This window comes from Hydrogenophaga taeniospiralis CCUG 15921, assembly GCF_001592305.1.
GTDB classification, from domain to species: domain Bacteria; phylum Pseudomonadota; class Gammaproteobacteria; order Burkholderiales; family Burkholderiaceae_C; genus Hydrogenophaga; species Hydrogenophaga taeniospiralis.
The window spans coordinates 258,485-284,345 of sequence record NZ_BCWR01000006.1 but is presented as its reverse complement, the minus strand read 5'-3'; the positions used below and the strand labels follow the sequence as shown (position 1 = coordinate 284,345).

At 66.3% G+C, this 25,861-nt stretch carries 16 protein-coding genes; 8 read left to right on the top strand and 8 right to left on the bottom strand.

Annotated elements, in window-relative coordinates:
• The first annotated feature begins 11 nt into the window (after nt 1-11).
• From HTA01S_RS25225 to HTA01S_RS10290, 7 genes are all read left to right on the top strand, one after another.
• Nucleotides 12-551 (top strand): hypothetical protein, encoded by a 540-nt coding sequence (locus tag HTA01S_RS25225; protein WP_157572051.1) that lies wholly within the window; start codon nt 12-14, stop codon nt 549-551.
• A gap of 1,280 nt (nt 552-1,831) precedes the next feature.
• Complete coding sequence (locus tag HTA01S_RS26160; protein WP_157572050.1) at nt 1,832-7,918, top strand: tandem-95 repeat protein; 6,087 nt, start codon at nt 1,832-1,834, stop codon at nt 7,916-7,918.
• A 92-nt stretch (nt 7,919-8,010) separates the two neighbouring features.
• Entirely contained in the window at nt 8,011-10,248 is a 2,238-nt protein-coding gene (locus HTA01S_RS10310; protein WP_084236007.1) for a type I secretion system permease/ATPase, read from the top strand.
• Nucleotides 10,241-11,596, top strand: coding sequence for an HlyD family type I secretion periplasmic adaptor subunit (locus HTA01S_RS10305; protein WP_245638056.1), 1,356 nt, complete (start codon nt 10,241-10,243; stop codon nt 11,594-11,596). The genes HTA01S_RS10310 and HTA01S_RS10305 overlap by 8 nt, the downstream gene beginning before the upstream one ends.
• Nucleotides 11,597-11,697: 101 nt before the next feature.
• Complete coding sequence (locus HTA01S_RS10300) at nt 11,698-13,038, top strand: TolC family outer membrane protein (RefSeq protein WP_068170398.1); 1,341 nt, start codon at nt 11,698-11,700, stop codon at nt 13,036-13,038.
• Nucleotides 13,035-13,517, top strand: coding sequence for a toxin-activating lysine-acyltransferase (locus HTA01S_RS10295; RefSeq protein ID WP_245638055.1), 483 nt, complete (start codon nt 13,035-13,037; stop codon nt 13,515-13,517). Before HTA01S_RS10300 ends, HTA01S_RS10295 begins: the two co-directional genes overlap by 4 nt.
• 29 nt (nt 13,518-13,546) lie before the next feature.
• The gene (locus HTA01S_RS10290; RefSeq protein ID WP_068170395.1) at nt 13,547-14,053 is read left to right on the top strand and encodes a hypothetical protein; all 507 of its coding nucleotides are present in this window, start codon (nt 13,547-13,549) and stop codon (nt 14,051-14,053) included.
• Nucleotides 14,054-14,121: 68 nt separating this feature from the next.
• Here HTA01S_RS10290 and HTA01S_RS10285 read toward each other — a convergent pair whose 3' ends face one another.
• The 7 genes from HTA01S_RS10285 to HTA01S_RS10255 form a co-directional block, all read right to left on the bottom strand.
• The gene (locus tag HTA01S_RS10285; protein ID WP_068170384.1) at nt 14,122-15,408 is read right to left on the bottom strand and encodes a solute carrier family 23 protein; all 1,287 of its coding nucleotides are present in this window, start codon (nt 15,406-15,408) and stop codon (nt 14,122-14,124) included.
• A gap of 108 nt (nt 15,409-15,516) precedes the next feature.
• Nucleotides 15,517-16,842: a fumarylacetoacetase gene (gene fahA / locus HTA01S_RS10280; protein ID WP_068170368.1), complete on the bottom strand. Its 1,326-nt coding sequence runs from the start codon at nt 16,840-16,842 to the stop codon at nt 15,517-15,519.
• 31 nt (nt 16,843-16,873) lie between these two features.
• Nucleotides 16,874-17,668 (bottom strand): cyclase family protein, encoded by a 795-nt coding sequence (locus HTA01S_RS10275; protein WP_068170362.1) that lies wholly within the window; start codon nt 17,666-17,668, stop codon nt 16,874-16,876.
• A 40-nt stretch (nt 17,669-17,708) separates the two neighbouring features.
• Nucleotides 17,709-19,022, bottom strand: coding sequence for a TRAP transporter large permease (locus tag HTA01S_RS10270; protein ID WP_068170359.1), 1,314 nt, complete (start codon nt 19,020-19,022; stop codon nt 17,709-17,711).
• 61 nt (nt 19,023-19,083) lie between these two features.
• A complete protein-coding gene (locus tag HTA01S_RS10265; protein ID WP_068170357.1) occupies nt 19,084-19,683 on the bottom strand; it encodes a TRAP transporter small permease subunit in 600 nt (199 codons plus the stop codon).
• A 19-nt stretch (nt 19,684-19,702) separates the two neighbouring features.
• Complete coding sequence (locus HTA01S_RS10260) at nt 19,703-20,776, bottom strand: C4-dicarboxylate TRAP transporter substrate-binding protein (RefSeq protein WP_068170354.1); 1,074 nt, start codon at nt 20,774-20,776, stop codon at nt 19,703-19,705.
• Nucleotides 20,773-21,537, bottom strand: coding sequence for a TetR/AcrR family transcriptional regulator (locus HTA01S_RS10255; RefSeq protein WP_068170351.1), 765 nt, complete (start codon nt 21,535-21,537; stop codon nt 20,773-20,775). Before HTA01S_RS10255 ends, HTA01S_RS10260 begins: the two co-directional genes overlap by 4 nt.
• Nucleotides 21,538-21,675: 138 nt before the next feature.
• Here HTA01S_RS10255 and HTA01S_RS10250 point away from each other — a divergent pair, with 138 nt between their 5' ends.
• The gene (locus HTA01S_RS10250; RefSeq protein WP_068170346.1) at nt 21,676-23,769 is read left to right on the top strand and encodes an acetoacetate--CoA ligase; all 2,094 of its coding nucleotides are present in this window, start codon (nt 21,676-21,678) and stop codon (nt 23,767-23,769) included.
• Between the two features lie 126 nt (nt 23,770-23,895).
• Here HTA01S_RS10250 and HTA01S_RS10245 read toward each other — a convergent pair whose 3' ends face one another.
• Nucleotides 23,896-25,617 (bottom strand): tannase/feruloyl esterase family alpha/beta hydrolase, encoded by a 1,722-nt coding sequence (locus HTA01S_RS10245; RefSeq protein WP_068170343.1) that lies wholly within the window; start codon nt 25,615-25,617, stop codon nt 23,896-23,898.
• Nucleotides 25,618-25,861 lie beyond the last annotated feature (244 nt).

Below are 25,861 nucleotides of genomic sequence, written 5' to 3'. Positions count from 1 at the left end.
GATATTGACTGATGAAAAAACAAATGATCAAAAAAACTCCCTACGATAGAAAAATATTGTGGGGTGGCGGATTATTTTCTGTAGTGATTTTTTTTATTCACTTGTCTGTCTACTTTCTTTCCATTTCAGAGGTTGAGTCTGCACAGTCGTTTGTGCGGGGCATTTCGGAATTTATGAGCAGAGTTGTTCCGGGAGCTTGGTTCTATGAGGTGCAAAATCGAGCATTCCACGTCCCCTACTCTCAGTTGTTGGTCTCGATATTTTTCACGATTCCTAGTGTGTTTCTTGCGGCAAAATCTATGGCTTTGTACGACGTTAATCAAGCGGGCATCCTTAAGAAGGTCGATGGAATATTTAACCTTAAAGTTAATATCTCTATTTTGCTATTGGTGGGGTTGATTGTGTTGTTTCTGCCGCCTACGGGATTTATTGGGGGCGCTTATAAAACATACTTTGGCATTTTTGCGCCATTTCGATATGCGCTGGCTGCACTCATCGTTGGTTATGCAGTTCGAGTATTGTTTACTCAAGTAGAAGGTAGGGCATCATAATGGCTGAGTCAACCTCGTCCTCTCCAATTTACGTCCTTGGAGGGGATGCTGCACTGAGCGCGGAGCAAACTCAAGATCAAGTGCTTGATCTTGTTCAGGGCGCTAACAATATCGTTGCAGACGCTACTGCTCCGCTGGATTTGCTCACTGATAATGGCCATTCGTCAAATGTGATCATCGCAGTTGGCACCACCGTGGCGAATGCGGCACCAATTGGATATATCCACGATGCGGCAACCGTCGTTGGTACCTTGGTTCAAGGACGAGATGTTAATACTTACGTGGCAACTGGTGGGGCGTTGGGTTCTGCTGGTGGGGGCATACTTGGTACGCTTATATGGGGAGCCAGTTCGAATCCGTATGTTGCCGTTATTGGTCCGGTAGCTTCATCGTTGGCGGCCAACTACTTGGGGCAAAGTGCCGGTTATGACCAGTATATTCAAAATAATGCCCCGGATTTTAGTGCTGCGATTGACTTGCCTCCTACATATGTAGGCGAAAATGGTGCGCCATATTGGGTCCTCCAGTCAACTGACAAAGATGGATTGCCATTCACTTTCGTGTATACGAAAAACCCTAATATGGGGATGGGTTCGGGTGGGCCAATTCTCCCGGTTGTGAATTCTGATATCGCAATTGAGGTTGTCAAGGGGACGATTCGGGCAAATGGAATTGATCCAGATATCACTCCCGCAGAATTCAATCTTAGAAATGACCTTAGCATTAGCGGCTATCAACCCGGGTCTGTTCACTATGAAAATGCCACTGGTGGTGGCACCTTTCAGGTTAATACCTATAAAGACCCTCAGACCGGCGCTATCGTAGAGGTTCGTCTTCTGGGCTCGGTAACCGATCAAACGTTCACACCGAGGCCGGGCGCAATTCCAATTGGGAGCGGCTATATCTATGGAGAGGATGAAAATGGTAAGCCGATAACAACCCATGTCACCCCACCTATAGAAGAAACCCTCCCGCACGCGCTTCCTGGTCTGAATGCTGCCGACTATTCCAATGAGGGGCTCCATCATTCAGAACCAGTTACGCAAGACACGGGTGAAAATTCAGCGCCAACCACGCCAACTCCACCGCCGCGCCCGGATTCCAATACCTTCGTTGACGGTACCGGCGCGCACACCGTTGTCCTGAGTCCAGGCGGAACACTCTCAGACATCGTTCTGCTTCAAGGGAACAGTGGCAATCCGATCACGGTCAACGACCTTCTTGCCGCCAATCCGCAGTACGACGATGTCACCAAAATCCCCGCAGGCGCCACACTCAACGTGCCGGTTCGCGTGGGAGACAACCTGACCATTCACAGGCCAGACGGCAGCACCGAGACCACCAACACCCGCACCGGAGAAATCACCCACCTGCAAACCGATGCTCAGGGCAATACCCTGATGAGAACCAGCGTGCCCGATGGAGAAGGCGGGCGTACCGTCACCGAGCGCACCATCGATGGCGCCAGCGGCGAGGTCATCGAGATACAGGCCTACTACCTCGACAGCTTCACAGGTCTGCGCATCGCCATCGACCCGGTGACCCATGAGGCCCTGTCGCCAGACGAGATGGGGCCGCCCGCGCCAGGGTCCGGCGCGGACGACAGCTTCAACCAACCGCTGCCCGACATCGGCACCCCACCCGAACCCGGAGACCCCATCGCCGTGATCGCCGATGGCGCAGAAGGCGTGACAACCGATAGCGGGGTCGTCAACGGTTACGGAGACACCCCGGTGCCAGCGGGAGACACCCCGGTGCCAGCGGGAGACGCCGCGCCCGAGCAAGACTGGCCCAGCGTGCTCGACATCCTGGGTGAGGCCCAGACCGAAGCACTGACCCTAGGCCTGCAGGGCAGTGGGCTCGACCCCGCCGCGCTCAACGTCATCGGCCTGCCCGACGGCACCAGCATGGTCACCAACCAAGAGGGTGACGTGGTCGGCTACCTCAGCGAAGGCTATGGCCAGACCACCGTGTTCACCAACCTGGCCGGTCAAGAAGTCATCACCGATGCCTATGGGCAGCAGTGGAGCCGGGAAGAACTCGATCAGCTCCAGCAGGCCGATACGGGCCTGAGCCTCCTGAACTCGGTGGTGGGCCTGGAGAACTGGAGCCAGCTCAACGACGCGCAGCGCCTCAACACCCTGGTGAACCTGTACAACCAGATCGACAACCTCAGCGCTGGAGCCCTGCCGGGCAACCTGGGTGGCGCCGGGGGCGCGCTCGGTGGCCTGATCAGCCTGGTGGGCGGCATCGAGAACGACAACGCCCTGCAAGTCCTCAGCGGCGGCATCCAGCTCGGCAATGCCGTGGGCTCCCTGTTGGGCGAAGGCAGCAACATCGTGAGTTCGGCCATTGCCGACTCAGCCATCGGCCAGTCCCTGGGCGTGAGCGCGGGGCAGGTGGTGCCCATCCTCAACCTGATCATCGCCCTGGACAACATCGAGGAGAACCCCTGGGGCGCGGTGGCCGCGGCAGCGGCCTTCATTCCGGTGTACGGACAGATCATTGCCGCGGTGATCACGATCGTTTCCGCGCTCTTCCCCGCCGACATCGACCCCAGCATCGGCGAAGCCGAAGTGCACATCGACGCCAACGGCCAGGTGGTGGTCAACACCACACAGGACGACGAAGGCGGGGGCAGCACGGCCGCGCACTGGGCCGAAGCCCTGGCCCACATGGCCCAGCAAGCCGGCATGAGCGCGCCCCAGGCCGGGGCGGCCGCGCAACACCTGCCCAGCGTGGGCTACTACTTCGATCCCGACGGCTTCAACTTCGAAGGCAGCGCCGGCCAGCTCGTGCTGCGCTGGACCGAGGCCGACGGCACCGAGCGCCAGCGCGTGTACGACAGCTCGGGCATGGCCTGGGACGGCGACAGCGTGCCCGGGCAGAGCGACATCATGCGCGACTACCTGCTGCTGTGCCAGAGCCTGGAGCCGAACTGGCCGCCCGTGATGTACCAGGAAGTGGCCGGCGGCATCCTGCAGCTGGACTACGGCGTGGCCACCGTGCTGTACGCCACCGCGCTGGGCACCTACGACAACAGCGAAGCCCACACCCACGGCGGCGAAGAAGACAGCGACGGCGGGGACGTGCTCATCGACGAAAACAGCTTCCTGATGTATGGGTTCGACGACCACACCATCGAGAACAGCAGCGAGCAGACCGAGCAGACCCTGGGTGCGGGGCAGATCAACACCGTGCCCGCCCCGGCGGCCATGGGGGCCAACCCCAACGGCCCGCAGATCCCACGCGGGCGCAACCCCATCGTGTTCGTGCCCATCGGAGCCGGTGGGGGCAGCGTGAACGTCACCAGCGGCATGGTGCAGAGCCTGGACGGCAACAACCTGTTCAGCGACGCCCAGCTCGCGGCCATGGCGCTGGCCCTGGGGGCCGGGGCCTTGCCCCTCATCAGCCATGCGGGCGAGGGCAGCGCGGACACCCAGGGCGAAGGCGGCGGCGACAGCACCTACGACTGGGGCATCAACGGCTCCTTCCTGGTCAACCGCCAGGCCGAACCCTTCGCACCGCCCCCGAGCCCCGGTGGCTGGACCGACGCCAACGGCCAGACCATCGCCCCCGGCGGCACCACTTGGCCCGCCGCCACGGGCAGCACGGGCAGCACGGGCAGCGTGAGCGCGAGCGAGGGCGGCACAGACGGGGACAGCGCCCTGCAGACGCCCCGCACCGAAACCCCCGAACTCATCAGCGAGCCAGCGGCCACCGATGCAGGCCCTGGCGGCGCCAGCGCGCTGCCCCCGGGCTTTGGCGCGCAAGAGAGCGGCGACACATCGGCCGTGCTGCAGGCCGGCGAAGACCTGGTGCTGGACTACCCCACCGCGCAGGGCGACCAGCTCCAGGGCACCGAAGACCAGGGCCTGCGCTTCAGCGCGCAAGACCTGTTGGCCAACGACAGCACGCCCAACCCCGTGCCCCGGGGCAGCAGCGGTGACTACTTCAACGGCCTGCGCATCATCTCGGTGGGCGAGGCCACACACGGCCAGGTCGGCATCCTCAACGGCGAGCTGGTCTTCATCCCCGACCCCAACTACAACGGCATCGCCACCTTCAGCTACACCGTGCAGGACATGTACGGCCTGACGCACACCGGCACCACCAGCATCCTGGTGCAGGCGGTGAACGACACGCCCGAGGCCCGGGGCGAAAGCGCCAGCGGCAGCGAAGACGCCGAGCTGCTCTTCACCGCCGGCAGCCTGCTGCGCAACGACCGCGACATCGATGGCGACAGCCTGCGCATCAGCCGCGTGGGCGAGGCCAGTGGCGGCACGGTGTTCCTGCAGCCCGATGGCAGCGTGCGCTTCGTGCCCACGCCCAACTACAACGGCCCCGCCGGCTACGCCTACTGGGTCAGCGACGGGCACGAGCAGGTGCGCGCCGAGGTCAACCTCAGCATCCTGCAGGTCAATGACCTGCCGGTGGTGCAGGGCGAGCTGGTGGGCAGCGACGAAGACGTGGTGCTGAACTTCCCGTTTGATGTGCTGCTGGCCAACGACAGCGACATCGACACCGACCCCACGCTGAACCAGACCGGCGTGCAGACGCTCACCATCAGCGCCGTGGGCAACGCGCAGCACGGCACGGTGGAAATCGTCGACGGGCAGGTGCGCTTCACACCCGACCTGAACTACTTCGGCCCGGCCTCGTTTGACTACCGGGTGGACGATGGCGCGGGCGGGCAGGTGAGCACCACGGTGGTGCTCAACCTGGCGCCGGTCAACGATGCGCCGGACGTGCAGGGTGAAGAGGCGGTCATCGCGGAAGACAACGTGCTGATCTACACCCAGGCCGATCTGCTGGCCAACGACAGCGACGTGGACAACGCGCACGGCGAGCTGCGCATCACCCAGGTGGGGGGTGCCCAGAACGGCAGCGTGGAGCTGCTGCCCGACGGGCGCATCCGCTTCATTCCCGATGCCGACTACTTTGGCCCCGCGCAGTTCGACTATCTGGTGGACGATGGCGCGGGCGGGCAAAGCCTGGCCACGGTGACGCTGGACGTCACCCCGGTGAACGACGCGCCGCGCCTGCAGGCCGAGCAGGCCGACGTTGACGAGGACACGGTGGTCACGCTGTCGGCCGCCGACCTGCTGGCCAACGACCACGACGTGGACAACGCCCACGACGAGCTCCGCATCACCAGCGTGGGCGGCGCCACCCACGGCACGGTGGCCATGGATGCGCAAGGCCACATCACCTTCACGCCCACGCTCAACTTCTACGGCCAGGCCAGCTTCAGCTACACCGTGAGCGATGGCGTGGGGGGCGAGAGCACCACCACCATGACGCTGGACTACGCGTCCGTCAACGATCTGCCGGTGGTGAACGACGAGCTGGTGCTGGGCAAGCGCGACAACACCTACACCTTCACGGCGCCCGCCCTGCTGGCCAACGATACCGACGTGGAGAACCCCGCCGGGCTGCAGATCGTGGCGGTGGGAGGCGCCGAGAACGGCACGGTGACGATGCTGCCCGATGGACGCATCCAGTTCGTGCCCGCAGGGGGCTATGACGACTGGGACCCCGCGCAATACGGCAGCTTCGAGTACACCGTACGCGACCCGGACGGGGGCGAGACCGTGGGCCACGTGGACATTGACTACGAGCGGGTCAACGTCAACCCGGTCGCGGTGGACGATGCCTTTCAGGGCTACGAAGACGTGCGCATGGAGATCAACGTGTCGGAGCTGCTGCGCAACGACAGCGACCCCGACGCCTCGGGCCTGACCAGCCTGCAGGTGGATCAGGTGGGCAGCGCCAGCCATGGCACGGTTTCGCTCAACAACGGCGTGGTCACGTTCACGCCCCAGCACGACTACTACGGAGCGGCTTCTTTCCAGTACCGCGCGAACGACGGCGAGGGCGGCACCACCTGGGCCACGGCACACATCGACCTGGAGCGCGAAAACCGGGCGCCGGTGATCGACAGCGTGGACATTCTGGGCGCGGCCTGGCTGGGGCGGGCCAACGCCACCCTGGCGTATGGCTACTTCCCGCATTGGGACGAGGGGATCGATCCCTACTTTGTGCGCACCGAACCCGTCAGCGACCGCACGCGCGCCAATGGGCGCATCTACGCCCACGACCCGGATGGTGATGCGGTGACGTTCACCGTGCAGTTCAACCACAAACCGGACCACGGCAACGTCTTCATCAACTACTACGCGCCGCTGAGCACGCCGCGCTACCTGTCCAGCGCCCAGCTCATGGGCGCCCAGCCCACCTACGATTGGGACCGCTACAACAGTGGCATGGGGTCCACGGTGCAATTGCCGGGCGTAGACCCGGACCACCTGGACGGCGCCAACACCAACTACCTGGTCCGCGATGCCAGCAGCAACGGGCACAACGCCTACGCCGCCTGGCAGTACATCGTGACGGATGTGACGAGCTACACGGGTCTGGACAGCTTCACGGTGACCGCGACGGACAGCCGGGGCGCTTCCACCACCTACACCATCAATGTGCAAGCGGTGGGCTGGGGCAACGCCAACAACGGCTACCCGCCCATCGTGGTGGACATGAACGGCAATGGCCTGGACTTGCTGCCGCCCAACTACTCCATGCGCACCATGGACGTGAACCTGGACGGCACGCCCGAGCGCATCGGCTGGGTGGCGCCCACCGACGCGGTGCTGGCGTTTGACAAGGACGGGGACGGGCTCATCACCGACCCCGACGAAACCAGCTTCGTGAGCTACAAGCCCGGCGCGCGGACCGACCTGGAAGGGTTGGCGGCGTTTGACACCGATGGTGATGGTCGCCTGACGGCCAGCGATGAACAGTGGGATCAGTTTGGCTTGCTGCAGGACCACAACAACAACGGTGTGCAGGACGAGGGCGAGTGGATGTCGCTGACGGACCAGGGCGTGGAGAGCATCGGTATGCAAAGCGAGGGGAGCCCGGAGCTGAACAACGGCAACGTGGTGTTCGGCACCACCACCGTGACCTTCACCGATGGCGGCACCACGACCGCGGGCGACGTGATGTTTGCGGCCGAAGGGGTGGAACTTCCCGACTGGGTGCAGGAGGAGCTGGCAGCGTCTGCGGCGCCGGTGGACACCGGGGTGGTGGCGCAGGACCCGGTGCAGGATTCGACGCCGGCGCCGGTGCAGGCATCGACGGATGTGGCGACCGAACCGTCGGCATCCACCACCGAGCCCACCCCCAGCATCGAGCAGCAGGCCAATGTGTTCACCCAGACGGTGGCCACGCAGGACGTGCCGAGTGAGCCCCTGGGCTTTGTGGACGCGAACCAGCTGGATCTGGCGCCCGAGCCCGACGTGATCATCGTGCTCCACGACGAACCGACCGTGAGCGCTCCCAGCGCACCCACTCTGGTTCCCGCCTGACCCAATGCCGACCCGTGGAGGGCACGGCCTTCGGGTCGGGCCCGCACAGGACTGCGCCCAGTTTTGATATTTCAAGAAAGAGGGAATTCCCCATGCAAGAAGAAGAAACGGCACCCGTGCCGCAAGGCGCCCCATTGCCTGAACCGGGCGCCACACCTGGCACGGCTTCGGGCCAGGCCATTGAGCTGCTGCGCCTGTACTGCCAGCTGCAGGATCTGCCGGTCGATGCCGGGCAGCTTCAGCACCGCTGGCTGGATCAGGCGGCGCCCTTCGAGCTGCCGCAGTTCAACCTGGCGCTGCAGGAACTCGGTTTCGACGCCAAGGTGGTGCGCACCGGCTTTGCCGGGCTGCGGCAGAAGACCCAGCCGGTGGTGGTGCATCTCAAGGACGGCGCCATGGCGATTGCCGGGGGGTTTACCGAACAAGGGCTGGTGCTGCAGCGACAGGGGCAGACCCAGCCGCAGAAGCTGGCCCGCGCCGAGTTTGAAAACATGTGGTCGGGGCAGTGGATCGAGGCGCGTCGTCGGCAGGCGGGTGAGGCGGGCGCCCCAGACGCGCAGGAGAAGTTCGGCGTGCGCTGGTTCTTGCAGGCCATGCAGAAATACCGCGCGCTGCTGGTCGAGGTGCTGATGGCCTCGCTGTTCGTGCAGGTGTTCGCGTTGATGACGCCGCTGGTGTTCCAGGTGGTGATCGACAAGGTGCTCACGCACCGCAGCCTGTCGACGCTGGATGTGCTGGCGCTGGCGCTGGTGGCGCTGGCGGTGTTCGAGGTGGCGCTCAGCGCCATGCGGCACTACCTGTTCAGCCACACCACCAGCCGGCTGGACGTGGAGTTGGGCAGCAAGCTGTTTCGCCACCTGATGCGCCTGCCCATGAGCTATTTCGAGAGCCGGCGCGCGGGCGACACGGTGGCCCGGGTGCGCGAGCTCGACAACGCGCGGGCCTTTCTGACCGGCCAGGCCCTCACCAGCTGGCTGGACTTGCTGTTCGCGGTGGTCTACCTGGCGGTGATGTTCTATTACAGCCCGATGCTCACGGGCATCGTGCTGGCGGCCCTGCCGGTGTTTTTTGCGGCGTCGTGGATCGTCACGCCCATCCTGCGCAAGAACCTGGAAGACAAGTTTGCCCTGGGGGCCGAGAACCAGGCCTTTCTGGTGGAGACGGTCACCAGCATGGAAACGCTCAAGGGCCAGGCGGTTGAACCGCAGTGGCAGCGCCAGTGGGAACGCCGCTTGGGTGAGTTTGTGGAGAGCTCGTTCCAGGCCGGTCATATCGGCAATGCCACCAACCAGTTCATCGGCTTCGCCAGCAAAGTCCTCACGGTGCTGTTGCTGTGGTTTGGCGCCCGGGCGGTGATCGACGGGGACCTGACGGTGGGCGGTCTGATCGCCTTCAACATGCTCAGCGGTCGGGTCAATGCGCCCATCCTGAAGCTGGCCTCGCTGTGGCAGGAGTTCACCCAGATGAAGGTCTCCGTCAAGCGGCTGGGCGAAATCATGGACGCGCCGGCGGAGCCGGGCTTCCAGGCGCAGCGTGCGGTGCCTCCGGCGGTGCAAGGGGCGGTGAAGTTCGACCACGTGGGGTTCCGTTACCAGCCCAACGGGCGCGAGGTGCTCAGCGATGTGTCGTTCCAAGTGCAGCCGGGCGAGGTGATCGGCATCGTGGGCGTTTCAGGGGCCGGCAAGACCACGCTGCTGCGCTTGTTGCAGCGCTTGTACACGCCCCAGCAAGGCCGCATCCTGGTGGACGGCATGGACCTCAATCTGCTGGACGCGAGCTGGCTGCGCCGCCAGATGGGGGTGGTGTCGCAGGACAGCGTGTTGTTCAACCGCAGCGTGCGCGAGAACATCGCGCTGGCCGATCAGCACCTGTCGATGGAGGCCATCATGAACGCGGCCAAATTGGCCGGAGCGCATGAGTTCATCCTGGAGCTGCCCGAGGGGTACGACACGTTGATCGGCGAGCGCGGTAGCCGCCTGAGCGGTGGGCAGCGTTCCCGCTTGGCCATCGCCCGCGCGTTGGTGACCAACCCGCGCCTGTTGTTGCTCGATGAGGCCACCGCCGCGCTCGACTACGAAAGCGAGCGGGTGATCCACGACAACATGGCCGAGATCACCGTGGGGCGCACCGTGTTCATCGTGGCGCACCGGCTGCCGACGCTGCGCATGGCCAACCGCATCCTGGTGTTTGAGGGCGGGCGCCTGGTGGAATCCGGCAGCCATGCCAGCCTGATGGCCGCCAAGGGCCGCTACCACGACCTCTACCAAGCCCACCAGATTCTGGAGACGACCTTGAAGAAAGCCGCAGCCGAGGAGATGGCCCGTGTCTGACGCATCCACGAACCCAAACGCCGTGCCCACCGATCTTCACCAACAGTGGGGAGCGTTCACGCCGGCTTCGATCGCCATGCAGCAGCGCCCTCCGCGCCTGCTGGCCCGCATGGTGACCCTGAGTCTTTGCGTCATGGCGCTGGCCGCGCTGGCCTTTGCCTACTTTGCCCACATGGACGTGGTGGTCAGCAGCCAGGGCAGTGTGATGACACCCGGGCGCAGCAAGGTGGTGCAACCCATGGAGGCTGGGGTGGTGCGGGCCATCAAGGTGCGTGACGGCCAGCAGGTGCGTGCTGGCGACGTGCTGGTGGAACTCGACCCGACCAACAGTCTGGCCGATACCGAGCGCCTGACGCGTGAATTCGCCGAGGCACGGGCCGAGGTGCAGCGGTTGCAGGCCCTGCTCGAAGGCCGGGACTGGAGCGAGGTGGACGAGGACATTCCGGACCAGGTCCTGGACAACCAGATGGCTTTGTTTGAGAACCGGCAACTGGAAATGCGGGCGCGCTTGTCCGCACTGGACGCCGACATCCAGAAGCGCCAGGCCGACCGCGATGCGGTCTCCATGAACCTCAACCAGTTAGGAGGCAGTCTGGCCCTGGTGAAGAAGCGCCACCAGATGCGGCAGGAGCTGGCGCAGAGCGGGCACATTGCCGAGCTGGCCTTGATCGAGACCCAGCTTGAGCTGGCCAACCAGGAAAAAGAGGTGGCCGTGCAGACGCAACGCCTGGCGGAATCGGTGGCCGGCATCCAGGCGGCGGTGCAGCAGAAGGCTCTCGCTCAGGCCGAGTTCAAGAGCCGTGTCACGAGCGAACTGGTGGAGGCGACCAAGAAGCGCGATGCCACCGAGCAGGAGCTGGTCAAGGCCACGCAACGCGCGGATCTGCAGATGCTGCGCTCGCCCATCGACGGTGTGGTGCAGCAACTGGCCGTGTTCACCGAGGGCGGCGTGGTGACGCAGGCCCAGGTGCTCATGGCCATCGTGCCCAAGAACGACGCGCTCGAAGTGGAGGCCAAGGTGCTCAACCGCGACATCGGCCATGTGCGGGTGGGGCAGCGGGTGATCAACAAGATCGAGACCTTCGATTTCACGCGCTATGGCTATATCGAGGGAGAGGTGCAATGGGTAGGGACCGATGCGGTGGTGGACCAGCACCTGGGGCCTGTGTATCCGGTTCGCATCAAACTCTCGCGCAGCGAAACGCCCAACGTGGTTCACGGCGAGCGGGGGCAGATCACCGCGGGCATGAGCGTGACCTCGGACATCCGCATCGGCGAGCGCCGCATGCTGGAGTATTTCCTGGCGCCCATGCTGCGCTACAAGGAAGAAAGCCTGAGGGAGCGGTGATGCATTGGAACAAACGTTTTCGACGCTCCGTTTCGCCGGCTCGGGCGTTCAAGGCCCTGGCCCTGGTTGTCATCGGGTGTGGATCTGCCTGGGCTCAGGACTTGTCCACCCTGTATGCGGCCGCCCGTGACAACGACGCCACCTTCCGGGCTGCGCGCCACGCACTGGACGCGGCTCGGCAACGTGCGCCCCAGGCGCGTGGGGCCTTGTTGCCACAACTGAGCTATTCGGCCAGCCGCCAGGAGCAGAAGGGGCCCTTGTTCTTCGCGGAAGAAGACCCCGTGGACAAGGACGTGGAGTCGCGCAGCCGGACGCTGCAGCTCACGCAGGGCATTGTGCGGCCCGAGCAGTGGATGGCTTTGCGTCAGGCCAATGCCGTCGAGGCCCAGGCTGAAGCCCAGTTCCAGAGTGCGCAGCAGGCGCTGATCCTGCGCGTGGTGCAGGCCTATCTGGATGCCTGGGTGGCCAGCGAAAGCCTGCGCGTCTCGGCGGTGCAGCTCAACGCGGTGCAGGCGCAGCAGGGGCTGGCGCAGCGCAACTTCGAGGTGGGTGCCACCACCGTCACCGATGTGTACGAGGCGCAGGCGAAATACGACCTGACATTGGCCCAGTCCATCGGTGCGCGCAACGATCTGGCGACACGGCTGGCCGAACTGGAGCGCATGTTGGGTTTTCAGCCCGAGCGTCTGCACGGCATTGCCGATGACGCCCCCTTGCCGGGCGCGCAGCTCGATCCCATGGCCCTCTGGCTGGAACGCGCTCGCGCGAGCCAACCCGATGCACAGGTGGCCCAGGCAGCGGTGGCTGTGGCCCAGGCAGACCATGCCCGCAGCATGGCGGGGTTTCTGCCAACGCTGGACCTCACGTTCAAGAAGGGCACGGATCGCAGCAGCGGTAGCATGACCTCTCCCACCGACGTGGCTTATCGCACCCGTTCCACCCAGGCCGCGCTGACGCTGAACTGGCCTTTGTTCGAGGGCGGCCAGTCCTACTACCGGGTGCGTGAGGGCGCCTACCAGATGGCCAAGGCCGACGCCGAGCTGGACGCCGCGCAGCGGCAAGCCACCACGGCGGTGCGACAGGCCTACGCCGGTATTCGCAGCGGCCACGCACAGCTCAAGGCGCTGGCCTCGGGCCTGTTGTCGAGCAAAAAGGCGCTGGACGCGAGCAAGGTGGGGTATCGCATTGGCACCCGCATCAACATCGATGTGCTCAATGCTGAAAATCAGTACTTCAGCGCGCAGCGCGATCTCGCCAAGGCCCGGGCCGACACGGTGATGCAGTGGGTCAAGCTCAAGGCCGCGGCGGGCGAACTCAATGACGACAGCGTGCAGCAGGTCAATGCCTGGCTGGACAAGGACGGCCAGCCGGTCGGCGCCGATGTGCTTCAGACGCTCGACGAATCCCCCATGGACATGGAACCCAGGAGAAACACCCCATGAAAGACATTCCACCCACCATGAGCCCGCAAGAGGCGGAGAAGGTCATTGCGTTTGCCAAGGAGCAGGCTGGAAAGATGTTCCAGAAGCTGCCCCTGCTGGGGCCGGTGACCTGGCTGATGATGCAGCAGACGCACACCCGGCACACGCTGATCAGCGAGCTGGAATGGCGCGTGATTCCGGCCTTGATGCTGGACCAGGCCAAGCTGTACATGCGCGACGACTCGCCGCTGGCGTACGTGTCGTGGGCCCGTCTGTCGCCCGCGCTGGGCCAGCGGTACCGACATCCACCGCACCAGTTGTCGTTCAACGACTGGAACAGCGGCGAGGACATCTGGCTGGTGGATGTGGTCGCGCCGTTCGGGGGCATTCCCAAGATCATGGAAGACCTGCGCCACCAGGTGTTTGCGGGCAAGGCCATGCAGCAGCTGGCGCCCACGACCACCGAGCCCACCAAGGTCGTGACCTGGCCAGCGGTCTGAATACGAAGCATTTTTTAAAAGGAGAAAACATGAGATCCATTTCCAGCAAACACCTTCTGGGCGCAGCACTGGTCGCCGCCCTGCCATTCCTGGCCGGCTGTGGTGGCGGAGGCGGCGGTGATGATGCTTCCACCGACCTGCGCCAGTACACCGGCCTGTGGACGGGTTCGTGCGTCAAGACCGGGAGCCAATCGGAGACCCAGGTGCTGGAATTCAGAAGCAATGCCAGTACCGCGTCCGAACTGAGCGGGAGCAAAGCCGTCAACGTGTATGGCAACACCAGCTGTTCAGGTTCGCCGAAGAAGGTGACATGGTTCAACCTGACCGCGCCCCTGGCGGGCACGCGTGAAACTGCGTCGGGCACGGCCGCCATGGTGATGGTGCAGTTGAGCGACGCCAACAATCCGGGCGCGTTGTCGTCCTACACGGAGCTGCTGTTGCTCAAGGACGGCCGGCTTTACCTGGGCAACCGGGCGGCGCTGCAGGCGGATGGATACCCGGCGGACGTGGACTTGTCCCGCGCGTTCACACGATAAGGGGAATGAGGCCGGAAGGCCCCCGAGCCGCTAGTGGCCGGGGGTCTTGGGGCGAAGCCCCGCAGCGTTCAGCCCTTGCGGTTGAGCAGGGCGTAGAGCCCGATCGCGCCGAAGGTGGCGGTGCCGATGCCGCCGAGCGCGAATTCGCCGAAGCGCAGCGTGTAGTCGCCGGTGCCGAGCACCAGGGTGATGGCGGCCACGAGCAGGTTCTTGTTGTTCGAGAAGTCGACCTGGTTGTCGACCCAGATCTTGGCGCCGGCCACGGCAATCAGGCCAAACACCACGATGGACACGCCGCCCATCACGGCCAGCGGAATGGCCTGGATCAGCGCGCCGAACTTGGGACTGAAGCCGAGCAGGATCGCCATGCAGCCGGCCACGAAAAAGATGGCGGTGGAGTAGATCTTGGTCGCGGCCATGACGCCGATGTTTTCGGCGTAGGTGGTCACGCCGGTGCCGCCCGCGCTGCCGGCCACGATGGTGGCCACGCCGTCGCCCATGAAGGCGCGGCCCATGTAGCGGTCCAGGTTCTTGCCGGTCATCGCCGTCACGGCCTTGATGTGGCCCAGGTTCTCCGCCACCAGGATGATGGCCACGGGCGCGATCAGCAGCATGGCGTTGCCGCTGAACACCGGCGCGCTGAAATTGGGCAGGCCGAACCAGGCGGCGCTGGCGATGCCGCTCAGGTCCAGCGGTTTGCCCAGACCGAGGCCGTTGGTGAGCACGGCGTAGATGACGCTGGCGATGATCAGGCCCATGAGGATCAGCAGGCGCTGCAGCATGCCGCTGCTGAACACGGCCACCAGCGCCACACAGACGAAGGTCACGCCCTGCATCCAGGCGTCGAAGCCCGTGGGCGCCATGTTCTTGATCGGGATGCCGGCCAGGTTCAGGCCGATCACCGCCACCACCGAGCCGGTGACCACCGGCGGCATCAGGCGTTCGATCCAGCCCGTGCCGATGGCCTGCACCAGCGCGCCGATCAGCGTGTAGACGATGCCGCAGGCGACGATGCCGCCGAGCGCCACGCCGATGTTGGCGTTGGGCCCCGGTCCGGCGTAGCCGCTGGCCGCGATCACCACGCCGATGAAGGCGAAGCTGGAGCCGAGGTAGCTCGGCACCTTGCCGCCGGTCATGACGAAGAAGATCAGCGTGCCGATGCCGCTCATGAGGATGGCGACGTTGGGGTCGAAGCCCATCAGGATGGGGGCGAGCACGGTGGCGCCGAACATGGCGATCAGGTGCTGCACGCCCATCACGGCCGTCTGCGGCCAGGGCAGGCGCTCGTCGGGGCCGATGACGCCGCCGTCCGCGAGCGTGGCCGATGATTTTTCCGTCCAGTGGAACAAACCCATGAAAACTCCTTGTTGTGGTGGTGAAACCGGGTGTCGGGTGGCCGCGATTCTGCCGGGTGGCCCGGGGCCGCGCACGCTGCGATGCAGCAGGCGCGGCGCGGGCGTGATTCAGGCGGCGAGGGCGGGCAGTATCTCGCCCCGGCACTCGCCAAAGCCGATGCGCGCGGCACCCGGCTTCTCGCACCAGCCGCGCAGGATCACGTTGTCGCCGTCTTCCAGGAAGCGGCGCTGCTCGCCGGTGCCCGGCAGATCAATCGCGACCGTGCCGCCCCGGCTGAGCTCAACGATCGCACCGGCCTCGGGCGGGGTCGGGCCGGAGATGGTGCCCGTGCCCAGCAGGTCGCCGGTCATCAGGTTGCAGCCGCCCACGGTGTGCTGCGTCACCATCTGGCCCAGGGTCCAGTACTGGTGGCGGAAGCTGGTGGCCGTGAGCCGGTCGGGGGCCACGCCCTGCGCGCGGTGCTGCGCGGTCTCCAGCCGCACTTCGAGCTGCACGTCCACGCCGCCGTGCGCGCGGTTGGCCGCGCCGTCCAGGTAGGGCAGGGGCTGGGGCTCGTCGGCGGGGTGGGCGAAGGGCACGCGGTAGGGCGCGAGCGCCTCCATCGTCACGATCCAGGGCGAGACGCTGGTGCAGAAGTTCTTGCCCAGGAAAGGCCCGAGCGGTGCCATCTCCCAGAACTGGTGGTCGCGCGCCGACCAGTCGTTGAGCAGGCTCACGCCGAAGATGTGGTCTTCCGCCTTGTCCAGCGGAATCGGCTGCCCCAGGGCATTGCCCGGGCCGATGTAGAAGCCCAGCTCCAGCTCGAAGTCGAGCCGCGCGCAGGGGCCGTAGACGGGGGCCTGGGCGCCCGGAGGCAGGGCCTGTCCCATGGGGCGGCGAAACGGTGTGCCGCTGACCACCACGCTCGACGCGCGGCCGTGGTACGCGATGGGCAGCCACTGGAAATTGGGCGTCAGCGGGTCGTCGGGCCGGATCACGCGGCCCACGTTGCGGGCGTGGTGGATGGAGGTGTAGAAGTCGGTGTAGTTGGCGATGCGGGTGGGCACGCTGTGTTCCGCCTCGGCCTGCGGCAGCAGGCAGCCCTGCAGCAAGCCCACCACGCGGGCCTCGGCATCGTGGCGCAGGGCGGCGAACAGCGCGTGGCGCAGCGCGCGCCAGGCCACCGGCCCCATGGCCAGGAACCCGTTGAGCGCCGTGTCCGAGCAGGCCTGCGCGGCGAGCTGGGGCAGGCCCTCGAACACCCCGGCCCGGGCAGCGGCGGCGAGATCAACGATCTGGTCGCCGATGGCCACGCCGCCGCGAAAGGCTTCGTCCGAGCCGGCGCGGCGGAACACGCCGAAGGGCAGGTTCTGGACGGGGAAGTCGGTGCCGGTTTCGTTGGCTGAGGCGAGCCAGCTCTTCACGCTGGCGTCGTGGGTGTGGTTGAGTTCCATGGGGTGAATCCTGTCAGTTGTTCACGGCGGGTCACAGCTTCTCGTCGAAGATCGCGACCGCGCGGGTCCACCCGGCCGAGGCACCGCGGATCTTGTGTGGGAAGCAGCTGATGGTGAAACCCGTGGGCGGCAGGGCTTCCAGGTTGTGCAGCTTCTCAAGGTGGCAGTAGCCGATGTCGCGGCCGGCCTTGTGGCCTTCCCAGATCAGGCTGGCGTCTTTGGTTTCGCCGTATTTCTTCGCGGTGTGCACGAAGGGCGCGTCCCAGCTCCAGGCGTCGGTGCCGGTCAGGCGCACGCCGCGCTCCAGCAGATACATGGTGGCCTCGTAGCCCATGCCGCAGCCGGCGGACACGTAGTCGTTGTGGCCGTAGCGCGAACCGGCGCGGGTGTTGACCACCACGATCTCCAGCGGCTGGATGGTGTGGCCGATGCGTTTCAGCTCGGCTTCGACGTCGTCGGCCGTGACCACGTAGCCGTCGGCGAAGTGGCGGAAGTCCAGTTTCACGCCGGGCTGGAAACACCACTCCAGCGGCACCTCGTGGATGGCAATGGCGGGCTTCTTCTCGCCCAGCGCCTTGTCCATGGTGGAGTGGAAGTGGTAAGGCGCGTCCAGGTGGGTGCCGTTGTGGGTAGAGAGCTGCACCAGCTCCACCGCCCAGCCTTCGCCATCGGGCAGGTCTTCCTTTTTCAAACCCGGAAAAAAGGGTTCGATCTGCTCGAAGGTGTGCTCGTGGGTGAAGTACTGAATCTTCGGCGCGAAGGCCGGCGGGTCGCTCAGCACATCGTTTTCCAGAAAGATCGAGAGGTCGACGAATCGGCGGGGCATGGGGGTCTCCCTGAAAGAAATGAAGAAGAAAAGTCGGCAGCTACAGCAGCACCAGGCTCAGCGCGGGAAACGCCATCAGCAGCAGCAACACGGCCACCATGATGAGCGTGAAAGGGCCGGTGCCGCGGAAGATGTCGCCCAGCGTGATGCGCGGGTCGTTCAGCGAGCTCTTGACCACGTAGGCCGAGAGGCCGAAGGGCGGTGTGAGCAGGCCGATCTCCACCGCCACCACGGTGACCACGCCGAACCAGATCAGGTTCATGCCGAACTGCTCGGCGATCGGCAGCATCAGCGGCAACACGATCAGCAGGATGGACGACGAGTCGATCACCGTGCCCAGCAGGATGATGATGAACACGTAGACCAGCAGGAAGGCGAAGGGCCCGAAGCCGGCGTGGCTGATCAGCTCCATCAGGAACTGCGGCATGCCCGACATGGCCAGCATGCGGGTGTAGATGCTGGCGCAGATGATCAGGAAGCTCACCGCCACCGTCACATGCCCGGTCTCGGTCAGCACCTCCCAGAAGCTGCGTGCCGTGAGCTTGCGGCGCAGCACCGCGATCAGCAGCGCCAGCGCCGCACCCACCGCGCCGGCCTCGGTGGCGGTGAACAGGCCGCCGTACAGGCCGCCCAGCACGCCACCGATCATCAGCACGATGGGCACCAGCTTGAGCGCCATGGTCAGCGGGCTCATGTCCTCCCCGTCGGGCACCGGCATCTCGCCGCCCGCGTAGACCATGGATGGCTTGAAATAGGCCGCGAGCACGATGCCGATGGCGAAGGCCGAGGCCAGCAGCAGGCCGGGCACGATGCCGGCGGTGAACAAGTCGCCCACCGACTGGTTGGCCAGGAAGCCGTAGAGGATCATCAGCAGGCTGGGCGGGATCAGCATGCCCAGCACCGACGAGCCGGCCACCACACCCACCGCGAACTTCGGCTGATAACCGAAGCGCATCATCTGCGGTACCGCCACGCGGGTGAACACCGCGGCCGAGGCAATCGAGATGCCGGTGATGGCGGCGAACACTGCGTTGGACGCGACGGTGGCCACGCCCAGGCCCCCGCGCAGGCGGCGGAACAGCTGATTGGCGACCTCGAAAGCGTCCTTGCCGATGTCCGCCCGGGCCACCAGGAAGCCGGTCAGCACGAACAGCGGCACCACGCCGAAGATGTGGCTGGCGATGGCGTCGCTCGAGGCCTGTGCCAGCAGGTTGGCGGCCACGCCGATGTCGTCGCGGATGATCCAGACGCCGACGAAAGAGACCAGACCCAGCACCACGGCCACGTGCAGGCCGCCCCAGATCAGCAGCAGCATCAGCACCAGCGAGAGCACGGCAACGGTGGTGGCGCTCATAGAATTTCCCTCCGTGCTGCGCACTGCGGGGCTGAGCGCCTTCGGAACGGCCGGGCGGTGCTCATCGCTTGTGCTCCCGTTTGGCAGCCAGGCGCTGACCCCGCTGCAGGTCGATCACCGCCAGCAGCACGAAGGTCAGCGCCGTCACGCTCAGGCCCACCAGCATCATCAGTCGCACCGGCCAGACCGGCGCCGTGAAGTCGCCCAGCGCACCCACGTACTCGCGCGAAGCGATGGACTCGGTCAGCGAGGGCCAGGCGGCCCAGAGGATCACCGCCATCAGCAGTGCGCCCAGCAGGTGGTAGAGCGCCTGCAGGCGCGCGGCCAGCACCGGCCGGTCGCGCTTGAGACCGTCCAGCAGCATGTCGGCGCGCGTGAAGCGGCCGCAGCGCAGGGTGTCGGCCAGCTGCAGGAAGACGATGCCCACGATGGACAGCGACACCAGCTCGGTCACACCGCGCACCGGCGCGTCAAAGCCGGTGCGCCCGACGATGTCGGCGTTGATCAGCAGCATCAGGCCGATGATCATCAGCGTGCCCAGGGCGTTGAGCGCCTGGGTCAGGCGGTGCAGACCGAAGGGCAGCGGCAGGTTGTAGGCGTCCTGGGGGGCCGCGTCCACGCGGGACGCCGCCCCGCCGGTGCCCGGCGTGGAAAGGTTCATGGGGACTCCGGGCGGGGGCTTACTTGACCGACCAGTCGCGCGGCAGCTGGGCGCCGCTCTTCTTCAGGCCTTCCATGTAGGCCTTGAGGATCTCGGTGCCCGGGGCGCCCTTGCCCTGCAGGTCGGTGGCCCAGGTCTGTGCCACGTTGGGAATGGTGTCGGCCCAGCGCTGGCGCTCGGCGGCCGGCAGCTCGCTGACGGTGGCGCCGGCCGCGGCCATCTTCTGCAGCAGCGCGTCGGCGGTGGAGCGCTGCGCCTCGGCGAAGCGCTTGTCGTACTCCAGCCCCACCTCGCGAAACACCTGCTGCACCTCGGGCGGCAGGCTGTCGAAACGGCGCTTGTTCATCACCACGGCGCCAGCGTACATGGAGCCGAAGTTCACCTTGGTCACATAGGGCGCCACCTCGTGCAGCTTGGCGCCCCAGGCGCCAGTGCTGAAGGTGATGGCGCCGTTGGACACGCCGGACTTGATGTCCTCGTAGTAGGTCGGCAGCGAGCCGGCCACGGCGACCGCGCCGGTGTTCTTCACCCAATTGGCCGAAGGGCCGGGCGCACTGATCTTCTTGCCCTTGAGGTCGTCGATGGACTTGACCGGGAAGTTGGTCCACAGGTGGTAGGTGTCCAGCGCCGTGCCACCCAGGTAGACCAGGCCATTCTTGGTCCAGGTGTCGCCCATGGCCGGGATCTTCTTCTGCATGTCGGCCACGATGGAACCGACCGCGCCCAGGTTGTCGGTGCCGAAAGGCGCGACGTAGCTCACGTTCTGCATCGGGAACTTGGCCGCCTCGAACAGCGTACCCACGAAGCCGAAGTCGGCCACGCCGTCGGAGATGCCCTTGGACTCGGCGCCGATCTTGATCAGCGTGCCGCCCCAGGCCTTGGTCCATTCCACCTTGTGTTTGCCGCCGGCCGCGGCCAGGCGCTTGTCCACCTCGGGGATGTAGAACTCGTCCAGCAGCTTGACCCACAGGAACACCGGCGGGTGGCCGCCCGCGGCGGTGAGCTTGATGGTCTGCTGCGCGTGGGCGCTGTGCAGGCCACCGAGGGTGAGGGCCGATGCCAGCACAGTGGCCTGGAAAATCCGACGTTTCATGCTTGTCTCCGTGAGGTGGTGGAAGGCGAGGGCGCTCTGCGGCGCGGGGAAGGGGACGCGGTGGGGGACGGGGAAAGTGACGAGGGAAGGGGCATCACGGCGGCGATGCCGGCGGTGATGAAGTCGACCAGCAGCGCCGCGGCCTCGGGCGCGCAGACCTGGTTGCGCCCGCGCGAGAGCGTGGGCGCCCGGTGGTCGGTGATGTGGTGCAGCAGCGCGCCCAGCGCGAACTGGTAGGCCCAGGCGGCCCGCGCGCGGTCGTGGCCCGGGCGAGCGGCGTGTATGGCGTCGATGAAGCTGTGGGCCAACGGGTCGAAGAACTCGGTCAGCACCCGGTGGGTTTCCGGCGTCTGGCGGGCCAGCTCGCGGCCCACCAGCTGGGCGTAGTACTCACCCTCGGTGCTGGCGCGCTGCACCAGCACCGGCCGCACGAAGGCCTCCACCACCTGGCGCAGGAAGGCCTCGGTCGGCGGCCCGGCCAGCACCTGCTGTAGCAGCGCCAGGCGTTCCTGGATGGTGCCCTGCCAGTGCTCGAAGATGGCGTGGAACAGCTCGCTCTTGGGGCCGTAGTAGTAGCCCACCAGAGCCAGCGGCACCTGCGCTTCCTCGGCGATCTGCCGGATCGACACGCCGTGGTAGCCGTGCTGGGCGAACAGCTTCTCGGCCGCCAGCAGGATGGCCATCTGCCGGTCGGGCCGCGGCGTGCCGCGGGCCGAGGCCAGCCGGGCACGGGACGAAGGGGAGGCGGGGCGGGTGACCATGGCCGGTATTGAACGTTTGTGCAAAAAACTTGTACATCCGTACAAACCCTTGCGCGGGGGCGGGGCCGTGCCAGTGACAACTGCGCGATAGGCGCGACCGCCGGGTCGCTGCTACCCTGCGGCGCAGGAGACAACAACATGGCCACGACACCGCCCCCGCACATCCCCCAGATTCGCCTCTACCAGGACTGGCTGGCCGAACACCGCGGCCTGCGGTTCGACGACTACGACGCGCTCTGGCGCTGGTCCACCACCGAGCTCGACGCCTTCTGGCAGAGCATCTGGGACCACTTCGACCTGCAGTCACCCACGCCGCACACGGCCGTGCTGGAGCGCAACGTGATGCCCGGTGCGCGCTGGTTCCCGGGCGCGCAGGTGAATTACGCGCAGCAGGTGTTCCGCCACGTCCAGCCGGCCCATGCCGCGGGCTTCTCGGCCATCGAGGGCCGCAACGAAAAGGGCCGTCATGTGGAACTGTCGTGGCCCGAGCTGCGGCGCCAGGTGGCCTCGCTCGCGCTGCACCTGCGGGCCCAGGGCGTGATGCCCGGCGACCGCGTGGCGGCCTACCTGCCCAACATCCCCGAGACCATGGTCGCCTTCCTCGCGGTGGTCAGCATCGGCGGTGTGTGGAGCGTGTGCGCGCCCGACATGGGCACGAATGCCGTGCTCGACCGCTTCAAGCAGATCGAACCCGTGGCGCTGATCGCCTGCGACGGCGTGAGCTACGGTGGCAAGGACTTCGACCGCCTGGGCGTGGTGGCCGAGCTGCGCGCGGCCCTGCCCACGCTGCGCCATGTGATCCTGCACGCCAACCTGGCCGACGACCCGGCCGCCGCAGCGAAGGCCCTGGCCGACGCGTCACCCTGCGTCGGATTCGCCGAGGCGACGGCGCGCAATGACGCCGCCACCGACGCTTTCGAACCGCTGTGGCTGCCCTTCGACCACCCGCTGTGGATCGTCTACAGCAGCGGCACCACCGGCCTGCCCAAGCCCATCGTGCACGGCCACGGCGGCACCATGGTCGTCGCGCTGGCGCTCAAGACCCTGCACAACGACGTGGGCTGCAGCTACGCGCCCAACAGCTGGGGCGAGCGCTACCACTGGTACAGCTCCACCGGCTGGGTGATGTGGAACGCCCAGGCCAGCGGCCTGCTCAACGGCACCACCTGCGTGCTCTACGACGGCAACCCGGGCGGCTCGAAAGACAAGCCCGACTGGACCACCCTCTGGCGCTTCGCGTCCGACCTCGGCGTGACCTTCTTCGGCGCCGGCGCGGCGTTTTTCGCGAACTGCCTGAAGGCGGGGGTGGACCTGTCGGCGTGTGGTGATCTGTCGCGGGTGCGGGCGCTGGGGACGACGGGGTCGCCGCTGTCCGAGGATGCTCAGCGTTGGGGCACGAGCCAGTTCGCCGCCATCGCGAAAACCGAAGCCCAGAAAGACATCTGGTGGTGCAACATCTCCGGCGGCACCGACTTCGCCGGCGCCTTCATCGGCGGCCACCGCGAACTGCCTCAAACGCCCGGCCGCATGCAGTGCCGACTGCTGGGCTGCGCGGTCGAGGCCTGGAATGAGCAGGGCCAGCCCGTGATCGACGAGGTGGGCGAACTGGTCTGCGCGCAACCCATCCCGTCGATGCCGCTGTACTTCGTGGGCGACAAAGACAACCAGCGCCTGCTCGGCAGCTACTTCGACAGCTACCCGCCCGGTCACGGCCGCAAGCCCGGCGGCGGTGATCTCGATGCGACGGCCGGCGCCGTCTGGCGCCACGGCGACTGGCTGCGCATCCACCCCGACGGTTCCTGCGTGATCTACGGCCGCTCCGACGCCACCATCAATCGCCACGGCCTGCGCATGGGCACGAGCGAGCTGTACAGCGCGGTCGAGGCCCTGCCCGAGGTGCTGGACTCCATGGTGGTGGACCTCGAATACCTCGGCCGCGAGAGCTACATGCCGCTCTTCGTGGTGCTGCGCCCAGGGCTCACGCTGGACGATGCGATGACGGCCAAGATCAACGGCGCCATCCGCACCGCGCTCTCACCGCGCTTCCTGCCCAACGCCGTGTTCCAGGTGGCCGAGATCCCGCGCACCCTCTCGGGCAAGAAGCAGGAGCTGCCCATCAAGAAGCTGCTGCTGGGCCAGCCGCTGGACAAGGTGATCAACAAGGAAGCCATGGTCAACCCGGGCTGCCTGGATTGGTACGTGGCTTTTGCCGCAGCCCGCCAGGCGGGCTGAAATGGAACACCCCCGCCGCGCTTCGCGCGACCCCCTCAAGGGGGCAGCACTGGCCGTCCGGCAAAGCCGGCCCGGCGGTGCCCTGGGCTGAGCCGGTATTTCCGATGTGAATGCGGTCCCAGCGGTTCAGCGGCAGGCGAAGCTGCTGGCCTCTTCGAGGCTGCCCGAGCCCTTGTAGGTGGCGACCTTGGGGTAGGCGCACAGTGGCCGTGAGCGGTTGGGCGCCCAGCTGGCGGGCACATCGGGGTTGACCTCGCCGGCGTTGCCCGGGCCACGCGCGGTGGCGATGATCTGGTCGGGCGCGATGCCTTGCTCCACCCACTTCACCAGCGGGCCGAGCGCGTCGAACTGGTCGGTGGACGGGCCGGCGCGGCAGTGGTCCATGCCCGGCACACGGAAGAAGCGCGCGAAGCCCGAGGGATCGCCGCCCGTGCGCTGGCCCAGGCCCTCGTACCAGGCCTGCGTGTCGTGCGGCGAAAAGATCGCGTCGCTCATGCCGTGGTAGACCAGCAGCTTGCCGCCCCTGGCCTTCACGCGGCCCAGGTCGGTGGCGTTGGGCGGGGTCATGAAGCCCATGGCCGACTCGGTGAACGGCCCGGCCGTGGCCTGCACCGAAGCGAGCATCGCGTCCACGTCGCCGTTGAGCACGAAGGCCTCGCCGTTGAAGCCGGCCGGGTTCTGCGGCGGCACGCCGAAGATGAGGCCCACGGCGCCCGAGTCGCGCTGGATCGGCGCGCTGAACTCCCAGTTGGCCACGCCGGGGCTGGCCAGGCCGCTGTCGTAGGGGAAGCTGGCGTAGAAGGGCTTTCCGTCGCGGGTGGTGGCGCCGCTGAAGATGGGCGCGATCGCCGCCTTCTGCGCGCTGCTCAGGCAGCTGCCATTGCGCTCGCCGCTGCAGGTGGGCACGTCGCGCGCCAGGTTGAACGCGGTCTGGCAGGCGCTCGGGTGTTGCACCATGCCGTCGCGGGCGCCGTCGAGCGCGTCGCATTTGTCCAGCACGGCTTTCACCACGGTCTGGCGTTCGGGCTGGGTGAAGGCGCTGCCCAGGTCCTTGGGGTCGGTGGCCACCTTCTTGTACTGCTGCGCGCCCCAGATGTTGGCCACGGCCGCCTTGGGCAGGTTGTAGCCGGGCGCGCCGGCCAGGTAGCCGTCGAACATCTCGGGGTAACGCGCGGCGGCCACCAGCACATGGCGCCCGCCGTTGGAACAGCCGGCGATGTAGGAGCGGTCGGGCGCCTTGCCGTAGGCCCGGCGCACCACCTCCTTGGCCATGGGCGTGAGCTTGCCCACAGCTTGGTAGCCGTAGTCGAGCCGCGCCTGCGGGTCCAAGCCGAAGCCGGGGCCGCGCGTGAGCTGGTTGTCGTGGCCGGCGTCGGAGCTGATCACGGCGAAACCCTGGTGCAGGGCGGAGGCGATCGGGCCGCCGCCGAAGGCGCCCAGCGCGGGCAGCACCGCGCCGTCGATGCCGCCATTGCCCTGGTACAGGAAACGGCCGTTCCAGCGCAGCGGCAGGCGCATCTCGAAGCCTATGGCGTAGGGCGTCTTGCCGTCGGCGCCCATGCGCTCGTGCATGGCGCCCAGCACCACGCAGTGTGCGGCCACGTCCTGCGTGCCGGCCTTGAGCTCGCCCGCGGCCACCGCTGTGACGCTCTGGATGCGGGTGTGGGCCAGCCCGGCGAGCTGGCCCGCCAGGGCATCACAACCGGCCATGCTCGCCGGCCGGGCCGGCGCCAGCGCGGCGCCGGGGGGCTGACTGGGTGCGGACGAACAGGCCGCGAGCGTGGCGGCCGTCAGCGCGATGAGCGCGGCCGAGGCCCTTGGGCCTCCCGGTTGGGGGCGTGTGTGCATGCAGGTCTCCTGGGTTCTTGTGTGTGGGTCGAAGCGTTTCGCAGAATAGTTACTTCACATAACCAAGTCAATGGCCAGGTTGGGGAGGACCCACCGACACCGGAAGGTTCGGATGGCGCTCCGGAGCGGGTGGACAGGTGGGGCTCAGTCGCCGGGGTGACGGGAAACGGCCCGGTCCCCGGACTCTCCCGCTTCCCCGCGGCCGCCGCAGCGGCTAGTGTCTGGGGCTGTTCGCCATGAGGCT